The following is a 24981-nucleotide window of genomic DNA, read 5'->3' as shown; positions in this document are numbered from 1 at the left end:
TCTTCACCATGACCGACGTAGCAACCCCCGCCACCGGCGCCGTCGCCGCCGGCCTCGCCACCCTGACCACCGAAGGGACCGTTCTCGACACCTGGTTCCCCGCGCCCGAGCTCACCTCCGAGCCCGGGGTCGCCGGCACCGAGCGGCTGAGCGCCGAGCGCGCCGCCGAGCTCCTGGGCGAGGCGGCCACCCGCGCGGTGGGCCCCGACCCCCGCCGGGGCGTCGAGGTCGTGGCGGTCCGCACGGTCATCGCCTCGCTCGACGACAAGCCGCTCGACGCCCACGACGTCTACCTCAGGCTGCACCTGCTCAGCCACCGCCTGGTGCGCCCGCACGGCCTCAACCTGGACGGCCAGTTCGGGCTGCTCGCCAACGTCGCCTGGACCAACCTCGGGCCCGTCCCCGTCGACCGGATCGAGGAGACCAGGCTCGCCGCCCGCGCCGACGGGCTCGCGCTCAACGTCACCAGCGTCGACAAGTTCCCACGGATGACCGACTACGTGGTGCCCGCCGGCGTCCGCATCGGCGACGCCGACCGGGTCAGGCTCGGCGCCCACCTCGCCTCCGGCACCACCGTGATGCACGAGGGCTTCGTCAACTTCAACGCCGGCACCCTGGGCGTCTCGATGGTCGAGGGCCGGATCAGCGCCGGCGTGGTCGTCGACGACGGCTCCGACGTCGGCGGCGGCGCCTCGATCATGGGCACGCTCTCGGGCGGCGGCAAGCAGACCATCTCCATCGGCCGGCGCTGCCTGCTCGGCGCCCAGGCCGGCCTCGGTATCTCGCTCGGCGACGACTGCGTCGTGGAGGCCGGCCTCTACGTCACCGCCGGCACCCGGGTCACCCTGCCGGACGGCTCGGTCGTCAAGGCCCTGGAGCTCTCCGGCGCCGACAACCTCCTCTTCCGCCGCAACTCCACCACCGGCGTCGTCGAGGCCCTGCCGCGCACCGGCACCTGGGGCGGCCTCAACGAGGTCCTGCACAGCCACAACTGACCGGACGGGTTGTCAGCGGCGGGCGATAGGGTGACCGGCGTGAACGGATTCGCGGCGGGCCTGCGTTACCTGGCCCAGGGACAACGGTGGGTGTTCAGTCGCCCGCGCTGGCTGCTGTTCGGGCTTGTGCCCGCGTTGATCGCCTTCGTGGTCTACGCGGGCGCGCTGGTCGCCCTCGCCTACTTCGCCGGCGACATCGCCGTCTGGGCCACGCCGTTCGCCGACGACTGGGACGGCGCCTGGCAGTCCCTGATCCGCGTGGGGTTCGCGCTGCTGCTGGTCGCGGCCGGCGTGATGCTCGCCGTGGTCACCTTCACCGCCGTCACGCTGATCATCGGCGACCCGTTCTACCAGGCACTCGGCGAGAAGGTCGAGGAGACCGAGGGCGGCACCCCGCCCGGCCACGGGCGCGGCTTCTGGCAGGACCTCAGGGTCTCCATCAGCGACAGCGCCCGGGTCCTGCTCCGGGTGCTGCTCTTCACCGTCCCGCTGTTCGTTCTCGGCTTCGTGCCGGTGATCGGCCAGACCGTCATACCGGCGATCGGCTTCGCCGTCTCCGGCTTCTTCCTCACCGTCGAGCTCACCTCGGCCGCGCTCGACCGCCGCGGCCTGCCGCTGAAGGAGCGGATACGGCTGCTCCGCCGCCGCCTGCCGGTGGCGCTCGGCTTCGGGGTGCCGCTCGTGCTCCTCTTCCTGATACCGCTCGGCGCCGTCCTGCTCATGCCGGGCGCCGTGGCCGGCGCGACGCTGCTGGCGCGTGGTGTGACCGCCGAGCCCTCGGCGGGCGGCCCTGCCACCGGCTCGGCGGGGGCAGGCGACCCTTCTGCGGTGGCGTTCGGCAAGAGCTGAGTGGCCTCCGGCCCGCGGCCGTGCGTGCCGGGCACTCGCCCGGTGCGGTCAGACGGGCGTCGGCTCGGTCAGCGCGGCGCGCAGCGCGGTCGTGAGGCGCTCGGTGAGCGCCTCGTCGGCGGGGAGGAGGGGCGGGCGGACGGGGCCGCCGGGAAGGCCGGCGGCCTGGAAGAGCGCCTTGACGCTCACCGTGCCCGGAACCCCGTGCATCATCGCCTCCACCAACGGCAGCAGCGCCCGGTGCCGGCTCGCGGCCAGCGCCGTGTCGCCCGCGGCGAACGCGTCGAGCACCCCACGGACCTGGCGGCCGGCCACGTTGGCCACCGTGCTGACGCAGCCGACGGCCCCGAGCGCCAGCAGCGGCAGGTTCAGCTCCTCGCTGCCCGAGTAGTAGGCGAGCTCCGTGTCGCCCATGACCAGGCCGGACTTCAGCAGGTCGCCGGAGCACTCCTTGACGGCCACGACGCGCGGATGCTCGGCGAGCCGCCGCAGCGAGTCCGCCGTGAGGGCCGTGCCCTCGCCCGTCCGCACCGGGATGTCGTACAGCATCACCGGCAGCCCGGTCGCGTCGGCCACCGTCCGCAGGTGCGTCACGATGGCCTCCTGCGTCGGCCGCGAGTAGTAGGGCGTCACCACCAGCAGGCCGTGGGCCCCCGCCTTCTCGGCCGCCTCCGCCAGGGCCACCGTGTGGCGGGTGTCGGCCGTGCCGACCCCCGCGACCACCGTGGCCCGGTCGCCCACCGCGTCGACCACCGCGCGCACCAGCGCGGTCTTCTCCACGTCCGTGGTGGTCGGCGACTCGCCCGTGGTGCCGCTCAACACCAGGGCGTCGCAGCCGGCGCGGTCCACCAGATGCGTGGCGAGCCGCTGGGCGCCGGACAGGTCGAGTCCGCCGTCGGCGGAGAAGGGAGTGATCATCGCGGCGGCGCAGCGGCCGAAGGGGGGAGTGGACATGCGGGCAGTCTGCACCCCTCCGGCCGCCGCGGGCCACCGGGAATCCGCGTCGGGGCCGGTCAGGGCCTGAAGCGCAGCACCTGCGGGTCGTGGTCGCTCGCCTGGTCGGCGAACTCCGCGTTGATGTGCACGATGTCGTACTCGAAGCGCCTGATCGAGGGGGACACCAGCGTCTGGTCGAGCACCTGCGAGTTCCCCTGGAACACGTACGTGTACCGCTCGTCGCGCGGCAGCGAGTCCAGCGCGCCGCGCAGCGCGCCGTCCTCGGTCAGGGCCCTGGTGGTCGGCGAGAACTCGAAGTCGTTGATGTCGCCGAGCACCACGACCTGGGCCTGGCGCTGCGCGGAACGGATGTCCTGGACGAAGGAGTTGACCACCCGGGCCTGCGCGATGCGCTGTGCCTCGGAGGACCGCACCGGCGGTTGGTAGCGGCCGTGCAGCGGGTGGTCGCCGCCCTTGGAGGTGAAGTGGTTGGCGACCACGAACACCGTCTCGCCCCGGAAGGAGAACTCGGCGGCCAGTGGCTTGCGGCTGTCCTCCCAGGCCCAGTTGCCCGGGTCGATCCGGCCGGGGGAGGCGGTCAGCTCGGCCCGGCCGCGGTGCCTCACGACCTCGGTGCCGGTGGTCGAGTCCCCGCCGGCGCGGTCCACGAAGGAGACCCGCTCCGGGTTGAAGAGGAAGACGGTGCGGATGTTGCCGCCCGGCTGCCCGCCGTCCTCGCCGTCCACCGGGTCGATGCCGCGCCACTCGTACCGCGGCCCGCCCGCCGCCACGATCGCGTCGACGAACCGCCCCAGCGTCTCGTCCGCGCCCACGGTCCCGTCGTCCGTCGGGCCGCTGTCGTCCTGCACCTCCTCGATCGCCAGGATGTCCGGGGAGGCCAGGTGGGTCACCACGCCCGCCGCGAGCCGGTCGAACTTGGCCTGCTCGTTGCCCGGGTTGAGGTTCTCCACGTTGTAGGTGGCGATGGCCAGCTCGTCCCGCCGCTGTGGCCTGGTGGACTCGGGCGTCAGCCCGCCGGACTCCACCGTGCCCATCTCCCGGGCGGCGAGCAGGTAGCCGCCGAACTCGTCGTAGTCCAGCGGGCCCACCGTCGTGCCGGCGAGCACGTCGCCCACGTTCGCCTGGGGGAACGGCTGCTGCGCCACCGGAACCAGCGACTCCACCTTCAGCCGGCCCGCGTTCTGGTCGGTGTAGGAGGCGTACCTGGTGCCGCCGTTGGCGGTCGGGTTGGCGTGCGGGTCGAGGGTCACCCACAGCTCGTAGTACGGGGTGCTCGGGCCGACCACGGCGGTGTCCTCGACCGCCACCGTCATGCCCTCCAGGGACTCGAAGAGGTCGAGCGCGTAGCGGTTGGGCCGCAGGGTCAGGCCCTCGATGTCGCCGCCCTCCGCCGGGTCGCCCGCCGGCGCGTAACGCTCCGGCAGGTCCTCGGCGTCCAGGGTGACCGGCGCCGGCAGTTCGTTGCCCGAGGACACCACGGTCACGGTGGGCCGCGATATCTGGGTGACCGACTGGCCGCCGGTGTCCTCGCCGCCCGGGTAGTACTCGCCGACCAGGCCCGAGACCCGCACGTCGTCGCCGACCGCGACGCGCGGCGTGGAGCTGGTGAAGACGAAGATCCCCTCGCTGGTGGCGGGGTCGTCGTCCGGCGTCGGGTCCTGGATCCAGAAGCCGCGCGAGCCGTAGGTACGGACGCCGGTGACGACGCCCGGCACGTCGGTGACCTGCTGGCCGGCGTAGGGCGACGTCCTGGTGTCGCCCTGGATGTCGTGGACGCGCGGGGCCGCGAGGGCGCCCTGGTCGGCCGGCTCCTCGGCGTGCGAGGGCTTGACCAGCAGCGCGGAGCAGAGGCCGGCGACGACCAGCGCCCCCACGGCTGCGGATCTGTGGCGTGGACGGACTGAGGCGGACAAGGGACCCTCCAGGGCGGTAGCGGGCAGGGCATTCCTCCATGGCCTGCTCTACGCGCGTCAAGCTCCCGCAGCGGGGCGGGGCTTGTCAACGCCTCCCAGGAATCGGGACGGAGACGTTCCGGTTAATCGCCGCTCATGGCTCGGGAGGGCGCCGCGGGCGGGCCCCGATGGTGACGAGCCGTCACCGGCAGCCCCGTGCCTCATCTAGGCTGGGGGACGGCCTTCCGTGGTTTCGATGAGGAGCGATGGTGAACACCGCTGACGAGCGTCCCGTCATGCCGCCCGTGCGGCTGCCCTCCGAGGCCGAGCTGGCCCGAGAGGCCCTGGCCGCACCCCTGTTGTCCCGCGCCGCCAGGCTCGCCCGCTGGGCCGCACCCGAGGTGCCGGTGGGCGCCGGCGGCGAGCTGTCGGCGGAGCGGCTGAGGTCCGCGGTCGCCGTGCTCGGCCTCGACGCCGACGAGGAGGGCGAGCTGCTGGCGGCCGAGGCGTGGAACTTCGCCGTCGACAGCGGCCTCGTCGTCGTGCTCGAGGACCCGGACGCCGCGGAGGGCGGCGTCGAGGAGGAGGGCGGCGCCGAGGCGGTCGCCGGCACCGCCTCGCCAGGGCCCGAGCTGAACCAGCTCACCGATGGGCGCCCGGCCGACGTGCTGGAGATCTGGGCCGAGGGCCTGGACGCGGTGCTTGCCGAGGTCGCGACGCCCAGCTTCGAGGAGCTCCTCGGCGAACTCCCCGGCGGCTCGGACGAGGACGGGGGCACGTCGGTCGACCCGTCGACCGTCGACCTCGACGCCCTGGACTGGGACCCGGAGGAGGAGGCCGACTTCCTGGACGCGGCCCTCGGCAGCCTCTACCTGTTCGCGCTCACCGACGACTCCGGCCAGGCCGCCTCCATGGTGCCGCTGCCGATGGTCGCCGCCGCCTCGGTGATCCCCGAGGACATGGACGAGCTGTCCGAGGCCGTGATGGACGAGCTGTCGGCCGCCGTGCTCAAGCTGGACGAGCAGTTCAGCGCCCTGGTCGACACCGGTCTCCTGGAGTACGAGCCGGTGGACGAGTCGGTGCTCGCCGAGGCGGAGGGCGCGGAGGCCATCACCGAAGACGACGGCGAGGTGGACGACACGGAGGACCTGGCCCGCTACGGCCGGGCCAGGCTGACGCCGCTCGGGCTCCACGCGGTGCGTCGCCGCATGATCGAGGCCGGCCTCACCGCCCCGCTCGTCGGCGAGCTGGCCGACCAGGACGCGGCGGCGCTGCTGGCCGCCCTCCCGTACCGCCCGGAGACGGCCGCGCACGACGAGGCCGAGCTGTGGCTGGCCGCCCGCGAGCCGCTGTCCGCCGCCCGGGAGCTGCTGGCGGCCGCGCGTGGCGACGACCCGGCGGCCCCGGGCCGCCGACTCGGCTGTCAGCTGGTGCTCGCCATGCTCGACGGCCGCGCCGAGCCGGCGCTGCGCGAGGTGCTCGCCGACCCCCAGCTCGGCGGCCTGGCCCGGGTGTGGCTCGCCGAGCACGGCGTCGTGGACGTCCCGCCGCCCGCGGAGGACATGATCTTCTGGCTGACCATCGACACCCTCGCCGCGCAGCTTGGCGGCGTGGAGCTGGAGGAGAACGCGCCGGAGCTGCGCGACCTGGTGACCGACCTGGCCGACCAGCACAGCGGCTTCTTCGACCGCGCCTGGCGCACCGACCACCCCGCCACCGCGGACGTGCTGGAGGCGGTGGGCCGGCTTCACCCGAACAAGCAGCTGGCCAAGCAGGCCCGCAAGGCGGCCTTCAAGTCCCGCTCCCGGGACTGACGGTGGAGCCGGCCGGCGCGCCGATCCCGCCCCGCCTCCCGCTGGCCGAGCTGGTCGCCGTCCGGCACGGGCAGTCCACGGCCAACGTCCTCTTCGCCACGGCGCGGCGCGGCGGCCCGGTGGTGATCCCGTCCGAGCCGCGCGACGCCGACGTCCCGCTCTCGGAGTCGGGCCGGGCGCAGTCCGTCGCGCTGGGCCTTTGGTTGGCCGCGCTCGCCCCGGGGAGCCGCCCCGAGCTCGTCCTCAGCTCGCCCTACCTGCGGGCGCGGCACACCTGGACGCTGATGGCCGAGGCCGCCGGCGGGGGCTGGCCCGCGCCGCTGGTCGACGAGCGGCTGCGGGACCGGGAGATGGGCGTCTTCGGCCTGCTGCCCGAGGCGGCGATCCGCGAGCGGGCACCCGAGGAGGCCGAGCGCCGCGACCGCCTGGGCGACTGGTTCTACCGGCCGCCGGGCGGCGAGTCGTTGGCCGACGTGGTGCTGCGGGTGCGGGACCTGCTCACCGAGTTGGCCGCCGCGGCGGCCGGCCGGCGGGTGCTGCTGGTGGCCCACGACGCGGTCGTGGCGGGGGTGCGCCAGGTGGCGGCCGGCCTGGGCGCGCCGCCACCCCCCGGCGACGAGGAGCCGGTGCCCAACGCCTCGATCTCCCGCTGGGTGGGGGACGGCGGCCGGCTGCGGCTCGTCGGGTACGGGGCGACGGACCACCTGCCGGCGGCGTAGGCGGACCGATCACGGTTGGGCAAAGGAGACGGCGGGGCCGCAACCATCCGGGTGCGGCGGGCGTCCTGCCGGGGTCATAGTTGTCGCTGGTACGTACGCAACCGGAGTTCTCGCGTGCTCATTTTCGGCTCCACCACCAAGGTCTTTCAGCTGGCGATGCTGAACCTGATCTGCAACTTCTGCGGCAACCCGTCGGCGCAGGCGCTGCGGAAGCGGGTCACCAAGTTCACCCTGTTCTTCATCCCGCTCTTCCCGATCGCGCCGTCCAAGCACACCCTGCAGTGCACGTTCTGCGGCGGGACGCAGGAGGTGTCGAAGGAGAACGCCGAGCACCTGCTGGCCAGCGCCGGGCAGGCCGGCCCGCCGCAGCCGCCGGCGCAGGGCGGCAACCCCTTCGCGGGCCAGCCGCAGCCGGGCGCCCAGCCGTACCCGCAGCCGTACCCGCAGCCCTATCCGCAGCAGGGCCAGCCGCCGATGCCGCCGCAGCAGGGCCAGCCTCGCCAGTTCGGCTGATCACCGCTCCCCGACGGGCCGTTCCGCCGCCGGCGCCGGCCCGTCGAAGGCGCCCGCCGCGGCCGCGAGGGCGGCGGCGCGCGCCGCGTCACCCGGCAGCCCGGGATCGTCGGGCTGCCGCAGCAGCACCAGCCGGTGGTAGACCGGCGCGGTGGCGGCGATCAGCAGCCGCCGCGTGTCGGTCCCCGACGGCACCTCCCCGCGCGCGACGGCCCGGTCGACCACCACCGCGCAGCGCGCGTACCTGTCCTCCCAGAACCGCCCGAGCGCCGTCGCGGCCGGGGTGGAGCGGAACGAGGCGGCGATCAGGGCCATGGTGAGCGGCGGGTCCTCGACGAGCGCTGCCCGCACCTCCTCGTTGAGCGCCGCCAGATCGCCCGCGAGCGAGCCGGTGTCGCGCGGCCGCCAGTCGTCGTCGAGCGCCGAGGCGAGCACGTCGGCCAGCAGGCCGCCCACGTCCCGCCACCGCCGGTAGACCGTGGCGCGGTGGACGCCGGACCGCTCCGCCACCGCGTCCACCGTGAGCGCGTCGTATCCGCGCTCCACCAGCAGCGCCCGCGCCGCGGCCAGCACCTGGGCGCGGATCCGGGCCGCGCGGCCTCCGGGGCGGCGGGCGGCGGCCGTCATGCCGAGAATCCGTTTGCGCGGTCCCCCGTCTCCATGGCAGCATCCTAATGCAACGGTTGTCGCAGTAATGGAGTCGATGGTGCTCATTCGAAGCGTTCCCCAGGTCATGGCCACCGCCACGCACTCGAACGCCTCGGAGCACCCGCATGTCCGTCCGCCCCACCGCCCGGCCCACCACCCGTCCCACCCAGATCACCGCGCTCGGCGTCGGTAAGTCCTACGACGGCCGGGTCGTCCTCGACTCGGTCAGCTGCACGCTCGGCGCCGGCGAGCGCACCGGCGTCGTCGGCGAGAACGGCTCGGGCAAGACCACTCTGCTGCGGCTGCTCGCCGGCCGCGAGCGTCCCGACCACGGCGAGCTCGTCGTCCATGCCGAGGGCGGCATCGCCTACCTCGCCCAGGACGCCGCGCTCCCGCCCGAGCGCACCGTGCGGCAGGTCCTCGACCACGCCCTGCGCGAGCTGCGCGACATCGAGGCCCGGCTGCGCCGCCTGGAGGCCGCGATGGCCGAAGGCGACGAGTCCGGGCTCGCCGAGTACGGCGACCTGCTCACCGCCTTCGAACTGCGCGGCGGCTACGAGGCCGACGCCCGTGTCGAGCGCGCCCTGCACGGCCTCGGCCTCGCCGGCCTGCCCCACGACCGGCCGGTCGGTGCCCTCTCCGGCGGCGAGCAGGTCAGGCTGCGGCTCGCCGCCGTCCTCGCCGCCGCCCCCGAGGTGCTGCTGCTCGACGAGCCCACCAACCACCTCGACGCCGCCGCCCTGGGCTGGCTCGAGGACCACCTCACCACCCGGCGCGGCACCACCGTCGCCGTCTCGCACGACCGCGACTTCCTGGAGCGCGTCGCCACCACCCTGATCGAGGTCGACGCCGACCGGCGCGGCATCGTCCGCTACGGCAACGGCTACGCCGGCTACCTCGCCGAGCGGGCGGCGGCCAGACAGCGCCAGGCCCAGGCGCACGCCAGGTGGCGCGACGAGGTCGACCGGCTCCACGAGGCCACCGTCACCACGGCCCGCCGCGTCGCCCCCGGCCGCGCCATCAGGGACGGCAACAAGATGGCCTACGACCGGGCGGGCGGCCGCGTCCAGCAGTCGCTGGCCAGCCGGGTCCGTAACGCGGAGGAACGCCTGCGCCGGCTGCTCGCCGAGCCGGTTCGGCCGCCGTCCGAACCGCTGCGCTTCGCCTCCCCGCTGCGGCGCGCCGAGGCGGCGCCGGAGGCCGCGCTCAGGGCCACCGACATCGCCGTCGCCGGCCGCCTCGCCCCCACCAGCCTCGAACTGGGGCCCGGCGAGCGGCTGTTGGTCACCGGGCCCAACGGCGCGGGCAAGAGCACCCTGCTGCGGGTCCTCGCCGGCGAACTCGCCCCCGACACCGGCAGCGTGACCCGGCGCGGCCGGATCGGCCACCTGTCCCAGGAACCGGGACCCGGCCGCCCAGGCCAGACTCTGCTCGCCGCCTTCGCCCACGGCCGGCCGGGCCCCGTCGAGGAGCACGCCGAAGAACTGCTCGCCCTCGGCCTGTTCCACCCCGAACAGCTCGACGCGCGGGTCACCGCCCTCTCCACCGGCCAGCGCCAACGCCTCGCCCTGGCCCGGCTGCTCACCGAACCGGCCGACGTGCTGCTGCTCGACGAGCCGACCAACCACCTCTCGCCCGCGCTGGTCGAGGAGTTGGAGGCCGCCCTCGCCGACTACCCCGGCGCGCTGCTCGTCGTCAGCCACGACCGCCGTCTCGGCCGCCGTTGGCGCGGCTCCCGGCTCACCGTCTGAAGGATCGCAAGGAGCGACCGCACATGCCCACCCTGATCACCGTCTCCGACGCGACCGCGGGCCCCTACGGCGTCACCGTGGGGCCGGACGGCGCGCTCTGGTTCACCCTGGTCCACGCCGGCGATCTCGGCCGCCTCGCCCCTGACGGCCGCGTCGACCGCTTCCCCGTGGGCGCCGGCCCGTCCCTCGTCACCACCGGCCGGGACGGCGCGCTGTGGCTCACCCTCAACCAGGGCAACGCCGTCTGCCGCGTCACGAGCGACGGCGAGGTGACCACGTTCCCCGTGCCCACCCCCGGCGCCGGACCCTTCGGCATCACGGCCGGTCCTGACGGCGCGCTGTGGTTCACCGAGCTCGACGCCGACCGGATCGGCCGGATCACGGTGGCCGGTGAGGTGACGGAATTCCCGTTGCCGACCACCGGCGCCTACCCGTCGACCATCACCGCGGGCCCGGACGGCGCGCTGTGGTTCACCCTCAACCAGGGCAACGCCGTCGGCCGGATCACCGTCACCGGCGAAACCACGCTGTTCCCGCTGCCGACGGAGGCCGCCGCCCCGGTCGGCATCACGGCGGGTCCTGACGGCGCGCTGTGGTTCGTCGAGATCGCCGCCGGCCAGGTCGGCCGGATCACGGTGGCCGGTGAGGTGACGGAGTTCCCGCTGCCCGACCGCGCCTGCCGTCCCCACGCCATCGCCCCGGCCACCGACGGCCTCTGGCTCACCGAGTGGGGCACCGGCCGCCTGGCCGCCGTCACGCCGGACGGCGCCGTCGAGGAGTACGAACTGCCGGGGCCGGCCGGTTCTGAGCCCCACGGTCTGGTGGTCGGCCCGGACGGTACGGTCCACGTGGCGCTGGAGATCGGCGCGATCGCGCGGCTGGGAGCGGGAGACCGGTGAACAACGAGGGCGTACGGCGCAGTTACGACACCGTGGCCGAGGAGTACGCCGCCCGGCTGCACGACGAGCTGGCCGGCAAGCCGCTCGACCGGGCGCTGCTCGCCGCGCTGTTGGAGCAGACGGAGCGTGGCGCGGCGATCGCCGACCTCGGCTGCGGCCCGGGCCACGTCGCGGCCTGGCTCGCCGAGCACGGCGCGCGGACGGTCGGCGTCGACCTGTCACCCGGCATGGTGGCGGTGGGCGGCTCGCGTTACCCGAAGGTCGAGTTCATCCAGGGCGACCTGCGGGAACTGCCCGCCGAGGACGGCGAGTTCGGGGCCGCCGTCGCCCTCTACTCGATCATCCACCTGGCTCCCGAGGACCTCCCCCTCGCCTTCGCCGAGGCCCACCGCGTCCTGCGCCCCGCGGGCCTGCTGCTCGTCTCCTTCCACGTCGGCGAGGAGACCCGGCACCTGGACGAGTGGTGGGGACACGACGTGGACGTGGACTTCCACTTCCTCGACCCGGCTCGGATCGTCACCCTGCTGGAGGCCGCCGGCTTCACCGTGGAAGCCCGGCTGGAACGCGCCGCGTACCCCACGGAGGTGGAGACGCGGCGCGCCTACCTCCTCGCGCGCCGCGCGTGACCGGTCAGGCCTTGACCGTGATCGGGCGGTGGGGGAGCGGGCTGGAGTAGACGACGCTGGTGGTGACCGAGCCGAGCCCGGCGACGCGGCCCATCGTCGACTCCAGGTCGCGCATCGAGCGGGCGACGACCTTCAGCACGAAGCAGTCCTCACCGGTCACGTGGTGGGCCTCCAGGATCTCGGGCGTGAGCGCGACCAGGTCGTGGAACGGCTTGTAGTTCGGCGTCGGGTAGCGGAGGCGGACGAACGCCAGGATGCCGAAGCCGAGCCGTTCCGGGTCCACCACGGCCGCGTACCCCTGGATCACCCCGCTCTCCTCCAGCCGCCGCACGCGCTCGGTGACGGCGCTGGCGGACATGGAGACGGTCCGGGCCAACTCCGCGTAGCTGGCCCGGCCGTCCCGCTGGAGGGCCTCCAGGATGCGCATGTCGGTCTCGTCGAAGGAATCAGCGGTCATGAGCGATTCATAGCACGGAATCCCCGGCCGGTGGCCAGGAAGGCCGGCGATCGCCCGTTCCATGGCGCGGGCGTGCGCCGTAGCGTCCTTCCCATGACGAACAGCACCGCCAGTCCCGCCCTGCGCACGCCGCCCGCCGCCCCCGCCGAGGCCGCGGCGTTCTTCACCGCCCGCCTCACCTTCCAGGCCGACGTCTCGGACGTCCGGGCCTCACTCGTCTCCGGCGACCCCGGCTTCGTCCTGGTCGACTCGCGCGGCGCCGAGGGCTGGCGGCAGGGCCACGTGCCGGGTGCGGTCCACCTGCCCACCGCCGACATACCCGCCCGGGCGGCGAGCCTGCTCGACCCGGCCGTCCCGGTCATCACCTACTGCTGGGGCCCCGGCTGCGACGGCGCCACCCGCGCCGCGCTCGCCCTCGCCCTGCTCGGCTACCGCGTCAAGGAGTTGATCGGCGGCATCGAGTACTGGATCCGCGAGGGCTTCCCGGTGGAGACCGCGACCGGCGCCATCGAGCAGCGCGAGCCCGACCCGCTGACGGTGCCGGTCGGCTCGGTCAGCTGCGCCTGCTGAGGCCGTCGGCGTCCCGCCACCAGACGAAGACCTCGGTGCTCGGCTGGCGTTCGGAGAACCGCCCCGCGGGCGACGCCTCGTTCAGGAGCCGGCGCAGGTCGGCCTCGAAGCCGTCCCGGTCCGTGCCGAACAGGTGCGGGGCCGAGAACGACATCGAGAAGACCCCGGCGACGACGTCGTCGACCGTGCGTTCCAGCGCCTGACCGCCGGGCACGACATGGCGACCGGGGCCGTGGAACCCGGCCCGCCGGAAGACCTCGGCCTCCCCGCCGGGCGTGCCGTGCCGCAGCACCCCGCGCCCGGCCCGCCGGACCGGACCCAGGTACCGCCTGACCAACTCGTCGATCGCCGGGTAGGGCACGGCCGGGTGCGGGAGCCCGTCGACGGACCGGGTCTCCGTCTTGAGGTCCGAGATGTGCACCAGCGCCCCGCCGGGCCCGAGCATCTCCCGGACCGTGGCCGCCACCAGGTCGCGGTCCATCCAGTGGAAGGACTGGGCGAAGCTCGCGACGGTGAAGGTGCCGAGCCCGGCGGGCAGCTCCTCGGCCGTGGCCCGCACCCACCGGGCCTTCCCGGCCACCCCCGCCTCGGCTGCCCCTCGCTCGGCCTCGGCGAGCATCCCACCGTCCGGGTCCACCCCGACGATCTCGGCGAACAGGTGCGCCAGGCTCAGGGCGACGGTGCCGGGACCGCACCCCACATCGAGGAGCCGCCCCCGCCCGTCCAGCCGTAGGGCGTCGGCGAGCGCCTCGGCCAGACCGGGCGCGTACGGCAGCCGCCCGCGCCGGTAGTACGGGGCCGCGCCCGCGAACAACGTCTCGTCCCACTCCCAGCCGGCCACCATGCCGCCACCGTCCTCACCGAGATCATCCGCCTGCCCGGCGGCCGATGGTCCCACGCCGGCCCGGGACGGCGCCGCCCGATTTCCGACCGGCGGCCCGAGAGGCGCCCGAGGACGCGGACGGCCAGGGCGTGGGCAACAGCTCACGCCACGGGCCGACGGTGGCGAACATGGCCTCCATGCTGGCGAGTGAGGGCCCGTGGAACCGCGCGGCGGCGGCCGTGCAGTCCGCGGCGACGGCGATGTCGAAGCCACGCTCGACGCCCGACCGCACCGTCGACTCGACGCAGTAGTTCGTCAGCACTCCGCCGACCACGAGCCGGTCGACCCCCAGCGCCCGGAGCATGGGCTCCAGATCGGTGTGGAGGAACGCGTCGTAGCGGCTCTTGTCGACGACCACGTCGCCGGGTTCGGGCCTGAGCTCGGCCACCACCTCGGCGTCCCAGCTGCCGCGGGCGAGCATCCGCGGGTCCACGGCGAGCACCGGGGCGAAGGCCGCGCGTATGCGGGGGGACATCTCCGGGGCGTTCTCGCGATAGACGTGCCGCGTGTAGACGACCGGCAGTCCGGTGGCACGGGCCGCTTCGACGAGCCCGACCATGGCGTCGACGACCGCGTCGACGCCGGGGACGCCAAGTCCGGCGCGGGGCACGGAGCCGTCGGGGTGGACGAAGCCGTTCTGCATGTCGATGACGAGGATCGCGGTGGCGGACATCGTGGGCTTCTCCTCTTCCGGTGTGGCGGTGGGTTGGCTCAGGCCTGGGCGGTGGGGCGGACGACGATGTCCCCCACGTCCACCCCGTCCGGCTGCTCGACGGCGAACGCGATGGCACGGGCCACCGCTTCCGGAGCGAGCCCGATCTCGTCCATCCTCGCGACGATCCGGGCCTTCACCTCGGGGAGCAAGGGGTCCGCGAAGTTCGTGCGGACGTAGCCAGGTGACACGACGGTCACCCGCAAACTGCCCCCGGCCTCCTGCCGCAGCCCCTCTGAGACGGCTCGGACGGCGTTCTTCGTGGCCGCGTACACCGACATCAACGGACTGACGGTCAGTCCCGCCACAGACAGCGTGTTGACGAAGTGCCCCGACCGCTGCTCGCGGAAGACGGGCAGCGCGGCGGCGATCCCGTACAGCACGCCCTTCAGGTTGACGTCGATCATCTCCTCCCAGTCCTCGACGCGGAGTTCGTCGAGCGGGGAGATCAGGCCGACGCCCGCGTTGCTGACGAGGACGTCGAGCTTTCCGAAGCGTTCGCGCGCCACGCGGACGAGGCCGGCCAGGTCCTCGCGCCGCCTCACGTCCGTGCGGACCCAGGCGACCTCGCCACCGGTCTCCTCGACGCGGGCGGCCACGGCGGCGAGGCGGTCCGGACGACGTGCTCCCAGGACGACGCTCGCGCCGCGCCCGGCGAGCAGGAGTGCGGTCGCCTCGCCGATGCCGCTGCTCGCGCCCGTGATGGCCACGACTTTGCCAGCCGTTCCCGACATGGTGAATGGTCCTTCCTGACGAGGGCAGCCCTGCGGGTGCCCCGGAGTGAAAGTGGAGGCATCGCCACTTAGGCGTGTAACGTAAGTGGAGACGCCTCCACTTGGCAAGCGGTAGCGAGAGGAGAGCCCGTGACTGCTCGGGACCCAGGACGCCCACTGCGGGCTGACGCGCAGCGCAACCGGGACAAGATCCTGGCCGCCGCGGTGCGCGTCTTCACCGAGGAAGGGCTGGACGCCCACTTCGAACGCATCGCCAGGGAAGCGGGCGTCGGGAGCGGCACGCTCTACCGCAACTTCCCGACGCGCGAGGCCCTCATCGAAGCCGCCTACCGCAATGAACTGGCCCAGTTGTGCGACGCGGTCCCCGGCCTGCTGGCAGCCCTGCCGCCGCGCGAGGCGCTGCGCGCCTGGACACGGCGCTTCATGGACTACGCCACGGCCAAGTTCGGGATGGCCGACGCCCTGCAGGCCGTCGTCGCCTCGGGGACCAACCCGTACGCCCAGAGCCACCAGTTGATACAGACCGCCCTCACCTCCCTCATGGAGGCCGGCGCCGCGGCCGGTGTGATCCGGTCCGACATCAGCCCGACCGACGTGTTCGCCGCGCTCACCGGCATCGCCCTGACCTCGGCCAGGCCGGACCAGCGGGACCAGGCCGAACGTCTCCTCGACCTCACCCTGGACGGGCTGAGGCCCGTGCCGCCGCGCCCCCCCGAACACTGACGGGCCGCCGCCGGCTCCGGTCGGCGGGAGCGCCGCAAACGGCTGAGCCGACTGCGCCGTGTCCGGGCGGGGCACCATGACCGCGTGCTGATTCCCAGAGCGGTCGCGGTGGTCGTCGATGGTCGGCGGTTGCTGGTCATCAGGCGCTTCCTCAGGCGCGAGGCGTCCCGGTCCTGCGCGATGTGCGTGGGCACGGGGTGGAGGGGAGCGGTATGCCCGGGGCATCACTACGCGGTCCTGCCCGGCGGACATGTCGAGGAGGGGGAGAGCGCCGAGACGGCCGCGGTGCGCGAACTGGCCGAGGAGACGACGCTCGTGGCGCGGATCGGTCGGCTGCTGTGGACGGGCGAGCACAACGGCCGGCCGGCGTCGTACTTCCTGATGACGGACGTGTCGGGCGCCCCCGTCCTGTCCGGGCCCGAGGCCGAGGAGCACGGCCCGAACAACAGTTTCGAGCTCAGGTGGGCGGGAGCGGACGAGTTCGCATCGCTGAACCTCTATCCGGCCGATGTCCGGGAGCCGCTCGCCGAGTTGCTGCGACGGTGAGGCCGCCGGTCAGGGCAGGGCCCCGGCGCTCTCCGCCGAGGGTCCGACCGGCCGCCCGTCGTGCCACAACTCCTCGGCGTGCGCGGCGAAGCGGTCGAACATCCCGTCGTCCTGGAGACGCCGCAGGTGCAGCATGGGCGAGTCGTGGCCGACGAGCTTGGCCAGGTGTGGGGTGACCAGCATCTGGTCGTCGAACCGGAAGACCGACAGCGAGACGTGCGACTCCGCGTCGCTGAAGCGCGCCTCGATCCGCTCGGTTCCGCTGAGCCGGGCCAGGTGCTCCAGGGTGATCCGGATCCGGGTGGACACCGTCAGCGCGGTGGCCTCGACGGCCTCGCGCCGCCGCGTCACCTCGGAGTCCGGATCGCCGAGGAGGAAGCGCACGGTCGCTCCCGAGCGGGCCTTCTTCCGCAGTGCGGTCGATCGGCCTCGCCGAGCTGCTGCGCGCGTCGGTCCGGGAGGCGAACCGCCGCAGTCGTGGCGAGGCGCTGTAGCCCGCTCAAGCCAGCGCGAGCGATCCCGCTTTACCGGTTATTGACGGGCCGTTGGCCCGTTGCCATACTCGCCGTTCAGCAAGCGCTTTCCCGGCCGGTGTGCCGTATCGCGCACCGGTCTCGCCAGCCATCCGTGGCGCCGCTCGATCCCCTGGGTCCCGCTCACTCCCCGGTCGAGGACAGGCCGGTCGTGAATCGATTCAGGTTCGACGAGGTGGCGCGCGGTTCCTCCATCCCCCACCTCAGGAGTGAACGATGGGACGCAGAGCCGCAACCCCCGTCAGGAAGCGCAAGGTCACCCTTCTCCTCTCGGCCGTCGTCGCCCTCGTCACCGCCGGCGCCACGATGAGCGGTCCGGCCGCCGCCGACGACATCGGCGTCGCGGCGTGTGGCGACGGCTCGTACCAGGCCGAGGCGGTGCGGAACGGGAACACCTGGACCGCGCCGGGGTACTCCGGCACCGACATGCTCTCCGCGATGCGGGCCGCCGTGAACAGCCTGACGCCCGGCCGCACCTCCAAGCAGCGGGTGGTGGTGCGCGGTTCCGGCTCGGTGCCGGCCAACCAGTCGCTCGACCTCCCCAGTTACACCGTGCTGGACGTCTGCGGGACGATCAACTACACCGGCAGCATGGCCGCCAACCAGGCGCCCATCCGCACCCAGAACACCACCGACGTCGAGGTCCAGAACGTCTCCATCACCGGCGCGCCCTACTTCGGCATCTTCGTGCGCAACGGCACCAACATCACCCTGGGCCAGATCAACATGCAGCTCTCCGGCGGCCTCGGCATCCGGATCGACAACCACGCCAACCGCAACGTCCGCACCCGCAACGTGCGGATCGACAACGTCTTCGTCTCCGGCGCCGGCAGCCACGCGGTGGAGACCTACGGTGTCGACGGCATCACCATCGGCACGGTCACGGCCCGCAACGTCGGCGAGTCGGGGCTGCTGCTGAACGACACGATCAACGCCAACATCACCCGGGTCGACGCCGAGAACGCCGGCACCGGCACCGGCTACGCGGCCTTCCGGATGGCCAACCGCAACGGCCGGATCGGCAGCAGCTACCCGGTGAACATCCGGGTCGGCGAGGTGATCGCCAGGGGCGGCGGCCGTGGCATCTTCTGCGTCTCGGAGAGCGGCGGCGCGGTCATCGACCGGGTGACCATCTCCAACACCGGGAACAACGCCATCCTGATCGAGAACTGCTACGGCGTGAACATCGCCGCCCAGGGCGGCACGATCAGCGGCGGGGGAGGGGTGCGGATCGCGGCCCGCTCGGAGTTCCCGAACACCAGCGACATCACGCTGCAGAACCTCACGCTCACCAACAACTCGCTCACCGAGAACCCCTGCGGCATCCGGATCACCTACCGTAACCTCACGCTGAACAACAGCAGCCGCAGCACCTGCAGTTGAGCAGGTGGTCCGGGCCCGTTCCGGCGGCGCGGCGGAGCGTCGCCGCCGGGACGGCAAGCGATTTCCGTCAGAACCGTTGACGTGGCCGCGGACCGGACTTACGTTCGTCCGCGGCACACGTCATACGCCGTATGCCATACATGAGACGTCATATACGAGATACGAGATTCGAGAACCCAGTCGCGTGAACGCTCCGCTGTCCGGCGCCGTGCCGGTGCCGATACCGTCCCGCACCCAGTTCGTCCTCGAGCACCTGACGCGGGCGATCCTGACCGGCGTCCTGGAACCCGGTTCCCCGCTGGTCGAGAACGAACTCGCCGCGCGGTTCGGGGTCTCCAAGACGCCGGTCAGGGAGGCGCTGAAGACGCTGGCCGGGCGCGGGCTCGTGGTGATGAGCGAGTACCGGGGCGCCTGGGTGCGGACCGTGGACGCCGCCATGGCCCGCTCCGTCTACGACGTCAGGCTGCTGCTCGAACCGGAGGCGCTGAGTCGCACCGTGGCCTCCGGCGGGGACCTGGCGGTGGCGCACGCCGCGCTCGACCGCGCGGACGCCGCGGCCGACACCGCGGAGCGTTCCCTGGCCAACCGGGACTTCCACCGGGCGCTCTACGTGCCCTGTGGGAACCCGCTGCTGGTCAGGATGCTGGACGACCTGCGCGACCAGGCGGCGCTCGTCTCCTCCTTCGCCTGGCAGACCCGGCCCACCTGGGACCGGGAGGCCGACGAGCACCGGGCGATCCTCGCCCGCGCCGAGGAGGGCGACGCGCCGGGCGCGGCCGAGCTGCTGCGCGAACACATCCTGGCCTTCGTCCGTCGCGCCTTCCCGGCGGAGGCGGCGGCGGACGACGGCCGACAGCGAGAACCTGAGCACGACCGACAGGAAGAGGCGCGATGAACGACTTCGCGGCGCAGCGAGCCGCACTCGCCGATGTGGTGGCCATCACCGTCAGCCCCTTCGACGCCGAAGGGGCGTTCGACGGAGACGTCTACCGGACGCTGGTGCGCCGGCTCGTGGACGGCGGGGTCCGCACCCTGACCGCCAACGGCAACACCAGCGAGTTCTACTCCCTGACGCTGGAGGAGCGGCGCGTCCAGACCGAGCTGACGGTCGCCGAGGCCGGTTCCGAGGCGCAGGTCGTCGTCGGCGTCGGCCACGACGCGGTGACGGCCGCCGCCGCGGCTCGGCACGCGGCCGAGTCCGGGGCGTCGATGGTGATGGTGCACCAGCCGGTGCACCCGTACGTCTCGCAGGACGGCTGGGTGGACTACCACCGGATCATCGCCGAGGCGGTGCCCGAGCTCGGCGTGGTGCCGTACATCCGCAACCCGGCGATCGAGGGCGCCTCGCTGGCGCGGCTCGGCGAGGCGTGCCCCAACGTGATCGGCGTGAAGTACGCGGTGCCGGACCCGGTGCGGTTCTCGACCGTCGCGCGGGAGGCCGGCCTGGACCGCTTCGTGTGGGTGGCCGGCCTCGCCGAGCTGTACGCGCCGGCGTACTTCGCGTGCGGCGCGACCGGCTTCACCTCGGGCCTGGTCGGGGTCGCGCCCGCGATCTCCCTGGAGATGCTGCGCGCGCTGCGCGCCGGCGACTACCCGGCGGCGATGAAGGTGTGGGACCGCATCCGGCTCTTCGAGGAGCTGCGGGCGGCCCGGCAGGCGGCCAACAACGTGACGGTGGTCAAGGAGGCCTTGTCGGCGCTCGGCCTGTGCCGGCGCGACATCCGCCCGCCGAGCGCGGTCCTCCCGGAGGCGGAACGGGCGGCGGTCGCGGCGATCGTCGAGGGGTGGGAGGTCGCGTGAGCACCGCCGACGACGAACCGCGCCGCAGGCGCCCCGAGACGCTACGAAGCCACCAGTGGTACGGCACGGACGGCTTGCGGACGTTCAGCCACCGGGCCAGGACCCGGCAGCTCGGGTACCTGCCGGAGGAGCACCTCGGCAAGCCGGTGATCGCGATCCTCAACACCTGGTCGGACATCAACCCCTGCCACCAGCACCTGCGCGAGCGCGCGCAGGCCGTGAAGCGCGGGGTGTGGCAGGCCGGCGGTTATCCGCTGGAGTTCCCGGTGGCGACGCTGTCGGAGACGTTCCAGAAGCCGACGCCGATGCTCTACCGCAACCTCCTGGCCATGGAGACCGAGGAGCTGCTGCGCTCCTACCCGGTGGACGGCGTCGTGCTGATGGGCGGCTGCGACAAGACGACGCCCGCGCTGATGATGGGTGCGGCCAGCGCCGACCTGCCGGCCGTCTTCGTGCCCGCCGGGCCGATGCTGCGCGGCCACTGGCGCAACGAGACGCTCGGCTCCGGCACGGACATGTGGAAGTACTGGGACGAGAAGCGCGCCGGCCGCATCGGCGACCGCGAGATGGGTGAGCTGGAGAACGGCCTCGCCCGCTCGCCCGGCACCTGCATGACCATGGGCACGGCCTCCACCATGACCTCGGCCGTCGAGGCGCTCGGCCTGACCATCCCGGGCGCGGCCGCCATCCCGGCGGTGGACTCGGGCCACGAGCGGATGGCCGCCGCCGCCGGGCTGCGAATCGTGGGACTGGTCAACGAGGGCGTCACCCTCTCCCGCTACCTGACCCGGGAGGCGTACGAGGACGCCATCGCGACCGTGCTGTCGCTCGGCGGCTCCACCAACGCCGTCATCCACCTGATCGCGATGGCCGGACGCTCCCAGGTGGACATCGACCTGGACGACTTCGACCGCATCGCGCGCAAGGTGCCGGTGCTCGCCGACGTACGGCCGGGCGGCCGGTACCTGATGGAGGACTTCTACTACGCGGGCGGCCTGCCGGGGCTGCTGGCCAGGCTCGGCGAGGCCGGGCTGCTGCACCTGGACCGGCCCACCATCACGCACGCCACGATGCGCGAGCAGTTGGCGGGCGCGCTGGTCCACGACGACGAGGTGATCCGCCCGTTGGACAACCCGGCGGCCGAGCAGGGCGGCCTGGCCGTGCTGCGCGGCAACCTGGCCCCGGACGGTGCCGTGATCAAGCACATCTCGGCCGAGCCGCACCTGCACCGGCACACCGGGCCCGCCGTCGTCTTCGACGACTACCGCACGATGCAGCGGACCATCAACGACCCCGAGCTGAACATCACCAAGGACCACGTGCTGGTGCTGCGCGGCTCGGGCCCGCTGGGCGGTCCCGGCATGCCGGAGTACGGCATGTTGCCGATCCCCGACTACCTGCTGAAGGAGGGCGTCACCGACATGGTGCGGCTCTCCGACGCCCGGATGAGCGGCACCAGTTACGGCGCCTGCGTGCTGCACATCGCGCCCGAGTCGCACGTCGGTGGCCCGCTGGCGCTGGTGGAGAACGGCGACCTGATCACGCTCGACGTCGAGGCCAGGGTGCTGCGCCTCGAGGTGGACGACGAGGAGCTGGCCCGCCGCCGCGCCGCGTGGACGCCGCCGCCCGAGCGCTACGGGCGCGGCTACGGGGCGCTCTACCAGGAGCACATCACCCAGGCCGACACCGGCTGCGACTTCGCGTTCCTGTCCCGACCCGGGGAGGTGCCCGAGCCCTACGCCGGCTGAGCGGCCGGGAAGGCCACGAAAGCTTGAACGCTTCGAGAGGTAACGATGGCAATCGCGCACCAGGAACGGCCGAGCTGGCCCAGGCGCCGCCGCCGGACCGGAAGCACGTCTCGCTCTCTGCCCTACCCGCTGATCGCCCCCGCCGGGCTGCTGGTGCTGGGCTTCATCGCCTTCCCGATCCACAACTCGGCCACGCGCTTAAGCCGCCGCCTCGCCGACGCCGGCATCGGCGAGTACGGGCCGCCACCGTGCCGTCCACGCCGCCCTTCGTTCAGCGTCTGCTGATCGCCGGCTTCGGCGCCGGGGCGGTGAAGGGATGAGGCGATGGACGAGACCACCGGTGACGGAACCACCGCACCCGCACGGAAGATGACCACGAGAGAAATGACCCGTACCAAGATGACCGAGCCGCTGCCCGTCGTGCTGGCCGGAGCCCGAGGGCACGGCAACTGGCATCTGCGCAACATCGCCCGCCTCTCGGCAGCCGGAGTGGTCCGGCTCGCCGGGATCTGCGAGCTGAAGCCGCTCACCTCCGAGGAGCTGGCCGTGCTCGGCGACGACGCGGCCGCCCCCGAGCAGTCAGCCGACCTGGGAGAGCTCCTGACCCGCACCGGCGCCCGGATCGCCGTGGTCTGCACGCCGATCCACACTCATGCCGAACTCGGCCTGCTGGCCGCCGGGCACGGCGTCCACCTGCTGCTCGAGAAGCCGCCCACGCCGTCCATGGCGGCCTTCGAGCAGTTGGCGGCCGGCGTCGCCAAGGCGGGCACCGCCTGCCAGATCGGCTTTCAGTCCCTCGGCTCGCACGCCGTCGAGGCCATCCGCGGCCTGGTCGCGGACGGCGCCATCGGCGCGGTGCGCGGGATCGGCGCGACCGGCGCCTGGGTGCGCGACGAGGCGTACTGGCGCCGCGCCCCCTGGGGCGGGCACCGCACCCTGGACGGCCGGGAGGTCGTCGACGGCGTGCTCACCAACCCCCTCGCCCACGCCACCGCCACCGCGCTGCGCATCGAGGGCTCCGACCGGGCCGAGGACGTCGCCGGCGTCGACCTCGAGCTGTACCGGATCAACGACATCGCCGCCGACGACACCTCCTGCGCCCGGATCCGCACCACCGCGGGCGGACTGATCGTGACCTCCGTGACCCTGTGCGCCGAGCGCCCGGGCGAGCCCTATGTCGTGGTGCACGGCGAACACGGCCGGATCACCTTCTGGTACAAGGCCGACGAGGTGCTGATCGAGCGCGAGGGGCACGAGCCGGAGACCGTCCGCCACGGGCGCACTGACCTGTTGGAGAACCTCGTCGCCCACCTGCGGGACGACGAGCCGCTGTTGGTGCCGCTGGAGCGCACCGGCGCCTTCACCCGCCTGGTGGAGGCGGTGCGCACCGCGCCGGAACCGGTCGAACTGCCCGCCGACGCCTGGCGCAGCGAGCCGGGCGAGCGCGGCCCGCGCCGCGTCATCCCCGGCGTCGACGAACTCACCGCGCGCGGCGCCGCCGAACTGGCCGGCTTCGCCGAACTCGGCGCGCCGTGGGCGGGCAAGGGCTGGGGGAACGTGTGACGGACCCGCACGGCGAGAGCGGCGGCAGGCCCGCGCCCACACGGCGGGCCCTGCCACGGGTGGGAACGGCCACCTTCACTCGGTTCCGGGTGCCCTGAACCCGCCGCACACACCGACCGACACCAGGGAACGGCGCACAGCAGAGGGGCCCAGCACAGCGACCACCTTCTCCGACCCAGGGAGCCGCACGATGAGCACACCCCCGACCCGCGGCGCAGCCGCAGCGACTGCCCTCCTACCTGCCGGACGGGAACAACATCTCCGAGGCCGACACCGAGCCCGACGTCCAGCGGCTCGACGAGGCCCGGGCCGAGTGGCGGGAGTACCGGGGATGACGTCACTCAGACGCCTCGCCGTGCTGGGCTGCGCCGCGTTCGGCCTCGGCCTGCTGCCGCCCGCCGCCGCCGTCGCGGAACCGGCGGCCGCCTCCTGGGACCCGGCCCGCGCCGTGCTGCGGGACGGCGACGGCTGGGGCTCGGCCGAGGGACCGGTCACCGGGGGCTCGGCCGCCGACGCCGCGCACGACTACACCGTCACCACCAGGGAGGAGCTGGCCGCGGCCCTCGCCGACGACCCGGGGGCACCGCGGATCATCCGGGTCCGCGGCACCATCGACGCCAACACCGACCCCACGGGCGCCCCGCTCGCTTGCGAGGACTACGCCACGGACGGCTACCGCCTGGACGCCTACCTGGCCGCCTACGACCCCGACACCTGGGGCGACGCCGACCCCTCGGGGCCGCTCGAGGAGGCGCGCGCCGCCTCCGAGGCCCGCCAGCGGGCCCGCGTCGTGCTCTCCGTCCCCTCGGACACCACCATCGTCGGCGAGGGGCGCGACGCCCGGCTGCTGGGCGCCACCCTCGACGTCCGGCGCCGGGAGAACGTCATCGTCCGCAACCTCACCTTCGAGGACACCTTCGACTGCTTCCCGCAGTGGGACCCGACCGACGGCGAACTCGGCGCGTGGAACTCGGAGTACGACAGCCTGGTGCTGTACGGCTCGCGCCGGGTCTGGGTGGACCACAACACCTTCACCGACGGCCGCCGCCCGGACGCCGACCAGCCGAGCTACTTCGGCCGCCCTTTCCAGCAGCACGACGGGCAGTTGGACGTGGTGCGCGGCTCCGACCTCGTGACGGCGAGCTGGAACGTGTTCACGGAGCACGACAAGACGCTGCTGATCGGCAACGGCGACGGCGCGGGCGCCGACGACCGGGGCAGGCTGCGGGTGACGCTGCACCACAACCTGTTCCACAACGTCAACTCCCGCACGCCGCGCGTCAGGTTCGGGCAGGTCGACGTCTACAACAACCACTTCAGGCAGGACCCGGGCGCCGCGTACAGCTACTACTGGGGCGTCGGCCTGGAGTCGGCGCTGGTCGCCGAGTACAACGCCGTGACGTTGCCCGAGGGGATCACCCCGGCCGAGGTCATCCGCCGGTGGAACCCCGGCACCTCGATGACCGAACACGGCAACCGGGTCGACGGCCGTCCCGTCGACCTGCTGGCGGCGTACACCGCCGCGAACCCGGACGCCCCGATAGGCGCGGGCGCCGGCTGGACCCCGACGCTGCGCTCCCGGGTCGACCATCCCCTGGTGGTCCCGGCGCTCGTGGGCGGGTGGGCGGGCGCCGGCCGGCTGCCGACCAGGTAGGTGAGGAGAGGC

At 73.5% G+C, this 24981-nt stretch carries 25 protein-coding genes and 1 pseudogene; 18 read left to right on the top strand and 8 right to left on the bottom strand.

The features are described from left to right. Nucleotides 1-8 precede the first annotated feature (8 nt). Together dapD and ACFWI8_RS26895 are read left to right on the top strand one after the other, a co-directional pair. The gene (dapD, locus tag ACFWI8_RS26900) at nt 9-995 is read left to right on the top strand and encodes a 2,3,4,5-tetrahydropyridine-2,6-dicarboxylate N-succinyltransferase (RefSeq protein WP_387096477.1); all 987 of its coding nucleotides are present in this window, start codon (nt 9-11) and stop codon (nt 993-995) included. A gap of 39 nt (nt 996-1034) precedes the next feature. After that, nucleotides 1035-1844 carry an EI24 domain-containing protein gene (locus tag ACFWI8_RS26895; RefSeq protein ID WP_387096474.1) on the top strand — a complete coding sequence of 270 codons (810 nt, stop codon included), beginning with the start codon at nt 1035-1037 and terminating at the stop codon, nt 1842-1844. A gap of 48 nt (nt 1845-1892) precedes the next feature. Here the strand turns inward: ACFWI8_RS26895 and dapA are convergent, their stop codons facing one another. Both dapA and ACFWI8_RS26885 read right to left on the bottom strand, forming a co-directional pair. Next, nucleotides 1893-2798: a 4-hydroxy-tetrahydrodipicolinate synthase gene (gene dapA, locus ACFWI8_RS26890; RefSeq protein ID WP_387096471.1), complete on the bottom strand. Its 906-nt coding sequence runs from the start codon at nt 2796-2798 to the stop codon at nt 1893-1895. A 59-nt stretch (nt 2799-2857) separates the two neighbouring features. After that, complete coding sequence (locus tag ACFWI8_RS26885; RefSeq protein ID WP_387096468.1) at nt 2858-4714, bottom strand: endonuclease/exonuclease/phosphatase family protein; 1857 nt, start codon at nt 4712-4714, stop codon at nt 2858-2860. Between the two features lie 245 nt (nt 4715-4959). Here ACFWI8_RS26885 and ACFWI8_RS26880 point away from each other — a divergent pair, with 245 nt between their 5' ends. The 3 genes from ACFWI8_RS26880 to ACFWI8_RS26870 all read left to right on the top strand — a co-directional run bounded on the left by ACFWI8_RS26880 (nt 4960) and on the right by ACFWI8_RS26870 (nt 7739). Next, nucleotides 4960-6507 carry a hypothetical protein gene (locus ACFWI8_RS26880; RefSeq protein WP_387096466.1) on the top strand — a complete coding sequence of 516 codons (1548 nt, stop codon included), beginning with the start codon at nt 4960-4962 and terminating at the stop codon, nt 6505-6507. A gap of 2 nt (nt 6508-6509) precedes the next feature. Next, a complete protein-coding gene (locus ACFWI8_RS26875; RefSeq protein WP_387096463.1) occupies nt 6510-7226 on the top strand; it encodes a histidine phosphatase family protein in 717 nt (238 codons plus the stop codon). A gap of 114 nt (nt 7227-7340) precedes the next feature. Further along, complete coding sequence (locus tag ACFWI8_RS26870) at nt 7341-7739, top strand: zinc-ribbon domain-containing protein (protein ID WP_387096460.1); 399 nt, start codon at nt 7341-7343, stop codon at nt 7737-7739. Here ACFWI8_RS26870 and ACFWI8_RS26865 read toward each other — a convergent pair whose 3' ends face one another. Further along, the gene (locus tag ACFWI8_RS26865) at nt 7740-8366 is read right to left on the bottom strand and encodes a TetR/AcrR family transcriptional regulator (RefSeq protein WP_387096457.1); all 627 of its coding nucleotides are present in this window, start codon (nt 8364-8366) and stop codon (nt 7740-7742) included. Between the two features lie 146 nt (nt 8367-8512). On the opposite strand from ACFWI8_RS26865, the gene abc-f reads away from it, so the two are divergent. From abc-f to ACFWI8_RS26850, 3 genes are read left to right on the top strand one after another with little or no spacing between them, the layout of a single operon-like run. Continuing rightward, on the top strand, nt 8513-10138 hold the full coding sequence (gene abc-f / locus ACFWI8_RS26860; RefSeq protein ID WP_387096454.1) for a ribosomal protection-like ABC-F family protein: 1626 nt from the start codon (nt 8513-8515) through the stop codon (nt 10136-10138). 23 nt (nt 10139-10161) lie between these two features. After that, the gene (locus ACFWI8_RS26855; protein ID WP_387096451.1) at nt 10162-11037 is read left to right on the top strand and encodes a virginiamycin B lyase; all 876 of its coding nucleotides are present in this window, start codon (nt 10162-10164) and stop codon (nt 11035-11037) included. Next, a complete protein-coding gene (locus tag ACFWI8_RS26850) occupies nt 11034-11663 on the top strand; it encodes a class I SAM-dependent DNA methyltransferase (protein WP_387096448.1) in 630 nt (209 codons plus the stop codon). The genes ACFWI8_RS26855 and ACFWI8_RS26850 overlap by 4 nt, the downstream gene beginning before the upstream one ends. A 4-nt stretch (nt 11664-11667) precedes the next feature. On the opposite strand, the gene ACFWI8_RS26845 is transcribed toward ACFWI8_RS26850, so the two are convergent. Then, nucleotides 11668-12120, bottom strand: coding sequence for an Lrp/AsnC family transcriptional regulator (locus ACFWI8_RS26845; RefSeq protein WP_387096446.1), 453 nt, complete (start codon nt 12118-12120; stop codon nt 11668-11670). Between the two features lie 93 nt (nt 12121-12213). On the opposite strand from ACFWI8_RS26845, the gene ACFWI8_RS26840 reads away from it, so the two are divergent. Then, nucleotides 12214-12690, top strand: coding sequence for a rhodanese-like domain-containing protein (locus ACFWI8_RS26840; RefSeq protein WP_387096443.1), 477 nt, complete (start codon nt 12214-12216; stop codon nt 12688-12690). Here the strand turns inward: ACFWI8_RS26840 and ACFWI8_RS26835 are convergent. Genes ACFWI8_RS26835 through ACFWI8_RS26825 form a run of 3 tightly spaced genes read right to left on the bottom strand, consistent with a single transcriptional unit; the run spans nt 12674 to nt 15019 of the window. After that, nucleotides 12674-13534, bottom strand: a complete 861-nt coding sequence (locus ACFWI8_RS26835) for a class I SAM-dependent methyltransferase (RefSeq protein ID WP_387096440.1) — start codon at nt 13532-13534, stop codon at nt 12674-12676. The genes ACFWI8_RS26840 and ACFWI8_RS26835 overlap by 17 nt on opposite strands. A 22-nt stretch (nt 13535-13556) precedes the next feature. Beyond that, nucleotides 13557-14246, bottom strand: a complete 690-nt coding sequence (locus ACFWI8_RS26830; protein ID WP_387096437.1) for an isochorismatase family cysteine hydrolase — start codon at nt 14244-14246, stop codon at nt 13557-13559. A 38-nt stretch (nt 14247-14284) separates the two neighbouring features. Continuing rightward, nucleotides 14285-15019 carry an SDR family oxidoreductase gene (locus ACFWI8_RS26825; RefSeq protein WP_311598279.1) on the bottom strand — a complete coding sequence of 245 codons (735 nt, stop codon included), beginning with the start codon at nt 15017-15019 and terminating at the stop codon, nt 14285-14287. Between the two features lie 129 nt (nt 15020-15148). On the opposite strand from ACFWI8_RS26825, the gene ACFWI8_RS26820 reads away from it, so the two are divergent. Continuing rightward, nucleotides 15149-15742: a TetR/AcrR family transcriptional regulator gene (locus ACFWI8_RS26820; RefSeq protein WP_387096433.1), complete on the top strand. Its 594-nt coding sequence runs from the start codon at nt 15149-15151 to the stop codon at nt 15740-15742. A gap of 84 nt (nt 15743-15826) precedes the next feature. Beyond that, the gene (locus ACFWI8_RS26815) at nt 15827-16288 is read left to right on the top strand and encodes an NUDIX domain-containing protein (protein WP_387096430.1); all 462 of its coding nucleotides are present in this window, start codon (nt 15827-15829) and stop codon (nt 16286-16288) included. A 9-nt stretch (nt 16289-16297) separates the two neighbouring features. Here ACFWI8_RS26815 and ACFWI8_RS26810 read toward each other — a convergent pair. After that, nucleotides 16298-16702 (bottom strand): annotated as a pseudogene (locus ACFWI8_RS26810) (XRE family transcriptional regulator); the annotation flags it as partial. 335 nt (nt 16703-17037) lie between these two features. Here ACFWI8_RS26810 and ACFWI8_RS26805 point away from each other — a divergent pair. The 7 genes from ACFWI8_RS26805 to ACFWI8_RS26775 all read left to right on the top strand — a co-directional run bounded on the left by ACFWI8_RS26805 (nt 17038) and on the right by ACFWI8_RS26775 (nt 24969). After that, nucleotides 17038-18204 (top strand): right-handed parallel beta-helix repeat-containing protein, encoded by a 1167-nt coding sequence (locus tag ACFWI8_RS26805; RefSeq protein ID WP_387096427.1) that lies wholly within the window; start codon nt 17038-17040, stop codon nt 18202-18204. 184 nt (nt 18205-18388) lie between these two features. Then, nucleotides 18389-19099, top strand: a complete 711-nt coding sequence (locus ACFWI8_RS26800; RefSeq protein ID WP_387096424.1) for a GntR family transcriptional regulator — start codon at nt 18389-18391, stop codon at nt 19097-19099. Then, complete coding sequence (locus tag ACFWI8_RS26795) at nt 19096-20004, top strand: dihydrodipicolinate synthase family protein (protein ID WP_387096421.1); 909 nt, start codon at nt 19096-19098, stop codon at nt 20002-20004. Before ACFWI8_RS26800 ends, ACFWI8_RS26795 begins: the two co-directional genes overlap by 4 nt. After that, a complete protein-coding gene (gene araD / locus ACFWI8_RS26790; RefSeq protein WP_387096419.1) occupies nt 20001-21752 on the top strand; it encodes an L-arabinonate dehydratase in 1752 nt (583 codons plus the stop codon). Before ACFWI8_RS26795 ends, araD begins: the two co-directional genes overlap by 4 nt. A 45-nt stretch (nt 21753-21797) precedes the next feature. Next, entirely contained in the window at nt 21798-22037 is a 240-nt protein-coding gene (locus tag ACFWI8_RS26785; RefSeq protein ID WP_387096417.1) for a hypothetical protein, read from the top strand. 99 nt (nt 22038-22136) lie between these two features. Further along, nucleotides 22137-23315: a Gfo/Idh/MocA family protein gene (locus ACFWI8_RS26780; protein ID WP_387096414.1), complete on the top strand. Its 1179-nt coding sequence runs from the start codon at nt 22137-22139 to the stop codon at nt 23313-23315. A 331-nt stretch (nt 23316-23646) separates the two neighbouring features. After that, nucleotides 23647-24969, top strand: coding sequence for a polysaccharide lyase family 1 protein (locus ACFWI8_RS26775; protein ID WP_387096411.1), 1323 nt, complete (start codon nt 23647-23649; stop codon nt 24967-24969). The last annotated feature ends 12 nt before the right edge of the window (nt 24970-24981 follow it).

The sequence above is a fragment of the Streptomyces sp. NPDC127098 genome, from assembly GCF_042722465.1.
GTDB lineage: Bacteria > Actinomycetota > Actinomycetes > Streptomycetales > Streptomycetaceae > Streptomyces > Streptomyces millisiae.
Note: the sequence above shows the minus strand (reverse complement) of the source record. Positions and strands in the feature narration are given on the sequence as shown.

Excerpts from the sequence above, each read along its gene's own strand:
- ACFWI8_RS26780 (WP_387096414.1), top strand. The coding sequence starts at position 22,137 with ATGACCCGTACCAAGATGACCGAGCCGCTGCCCGTCGTGCTGGCCGGA.
- ACFWI8_RS26775 (WP_387096411.1), top strand. The coding sequence starts at position 23,647 with ATGACGTCACTCAGACGCCTCGCCGTGCTGGGCTGCGCCGCGTTCGGC.
- dapD (WP_387096477.1), top strand. The coding sequence starts at position 9 with ATGACCGACGTAGCAACCCCCGCCACCGGCGCCGTCGCCGCCGGCCTC.
- ACFWI8_RS26795 (WP_387096421.1), top strand. The coding sequence starts at position 19,096 with ATGAACGACTTCGCGGCGCAGCGAGCCGCACTCGCCGATGTGGTGGCC.
- ACFWI8_RS26835 (WP_387096440.1), bottom strand. The coding sequence starts at position 13,534 with ATGGTGGCCGGCTGGGAGTGGGACGAGACGTTGTTCGCGGGCGCGGCC.
- ACFWI8_RS26825 (WP_311598279.1), bottom strand. The coding sequence starts at position 15,019 with ATGTCGGGAACGGCTGGCAAAGTCGTGGCCATCACGGGCGCGAGCAGC.
- ACFWI8_RS26865 (WP_387096457.1), bottom strand. The coding sequence starts at position 8,366 with ATGACGGCCGCCGCCCGCCGCCCCGGAGGCCGCGCGGCCCGGATCCGC.
- abc-f (WP_387096454.1), top strand. The coding sequence starts at position 8,513 with ATGTCCGTCCGCCCCACCGCCCGGCCCACCACCCGTCCCACCCAGATC.
- ACFWI8_RS26855 (WP_387096451.1), top strand. The coding sequence starts at position 10,162 with ATGCCCACCCTGATCACCGTCTCCGACGCGACCGCGGGCCCCTACGGC.
- ACFWI8_RS26805 (WP_387096427.1), top strand. The coding sequence starts at position 17,038 with ATGGGACGCAGAGCCGCAACCCCCGTCAGGAAGCGCAAGGTCACCCTT.
- ACFWI8_RS26830 (WP_387096437.1), bottom strand. The coding sequence starts at position 14,246 with ATGTCCGCCACCGCGATCCTCGTCATCGACATGCAGAACGGCTTCGTC.
- ACFWI8_RS26785 (WP_387096417.1), top strand. The coding sequence starts at position 21,798 with ATGGCAATCGCGCACCAGGAACGGCCGAGCTGGCCCAGGCGCCGCCGC.
- ACFWI8_RS26840 (WP_387096443.1), top strand. The coding sequence starts at position 12,214 with ATGACGAACAGCACCGCCAGTCCCGCCCTGCGCACGCCGCCCGCCGCC.
- ACFWI8_RS26880 (WP_387096466.1), top strand. The coding sequence starts at position 4,960 with ATGGTGAACACCGCTGACGAGCGTCCCGTCATGCCGCCCGTGCGGCTG.
- dapA (WP_387096471.1), bottom strand. The coding sequence starts at position 2,798 with ATGTCCACTCCCCCCTTCGGCCGCTGCGCCGCCGCGATGATCACTCCC.
- ACFWI8_RS26845 (WP_387096446.1), bottom strand. The coding sequence starts at position 12,120 with ATGACCGCTGATTCCTTCGACGAGACCGACATGCGCATCCTGGAGGCC.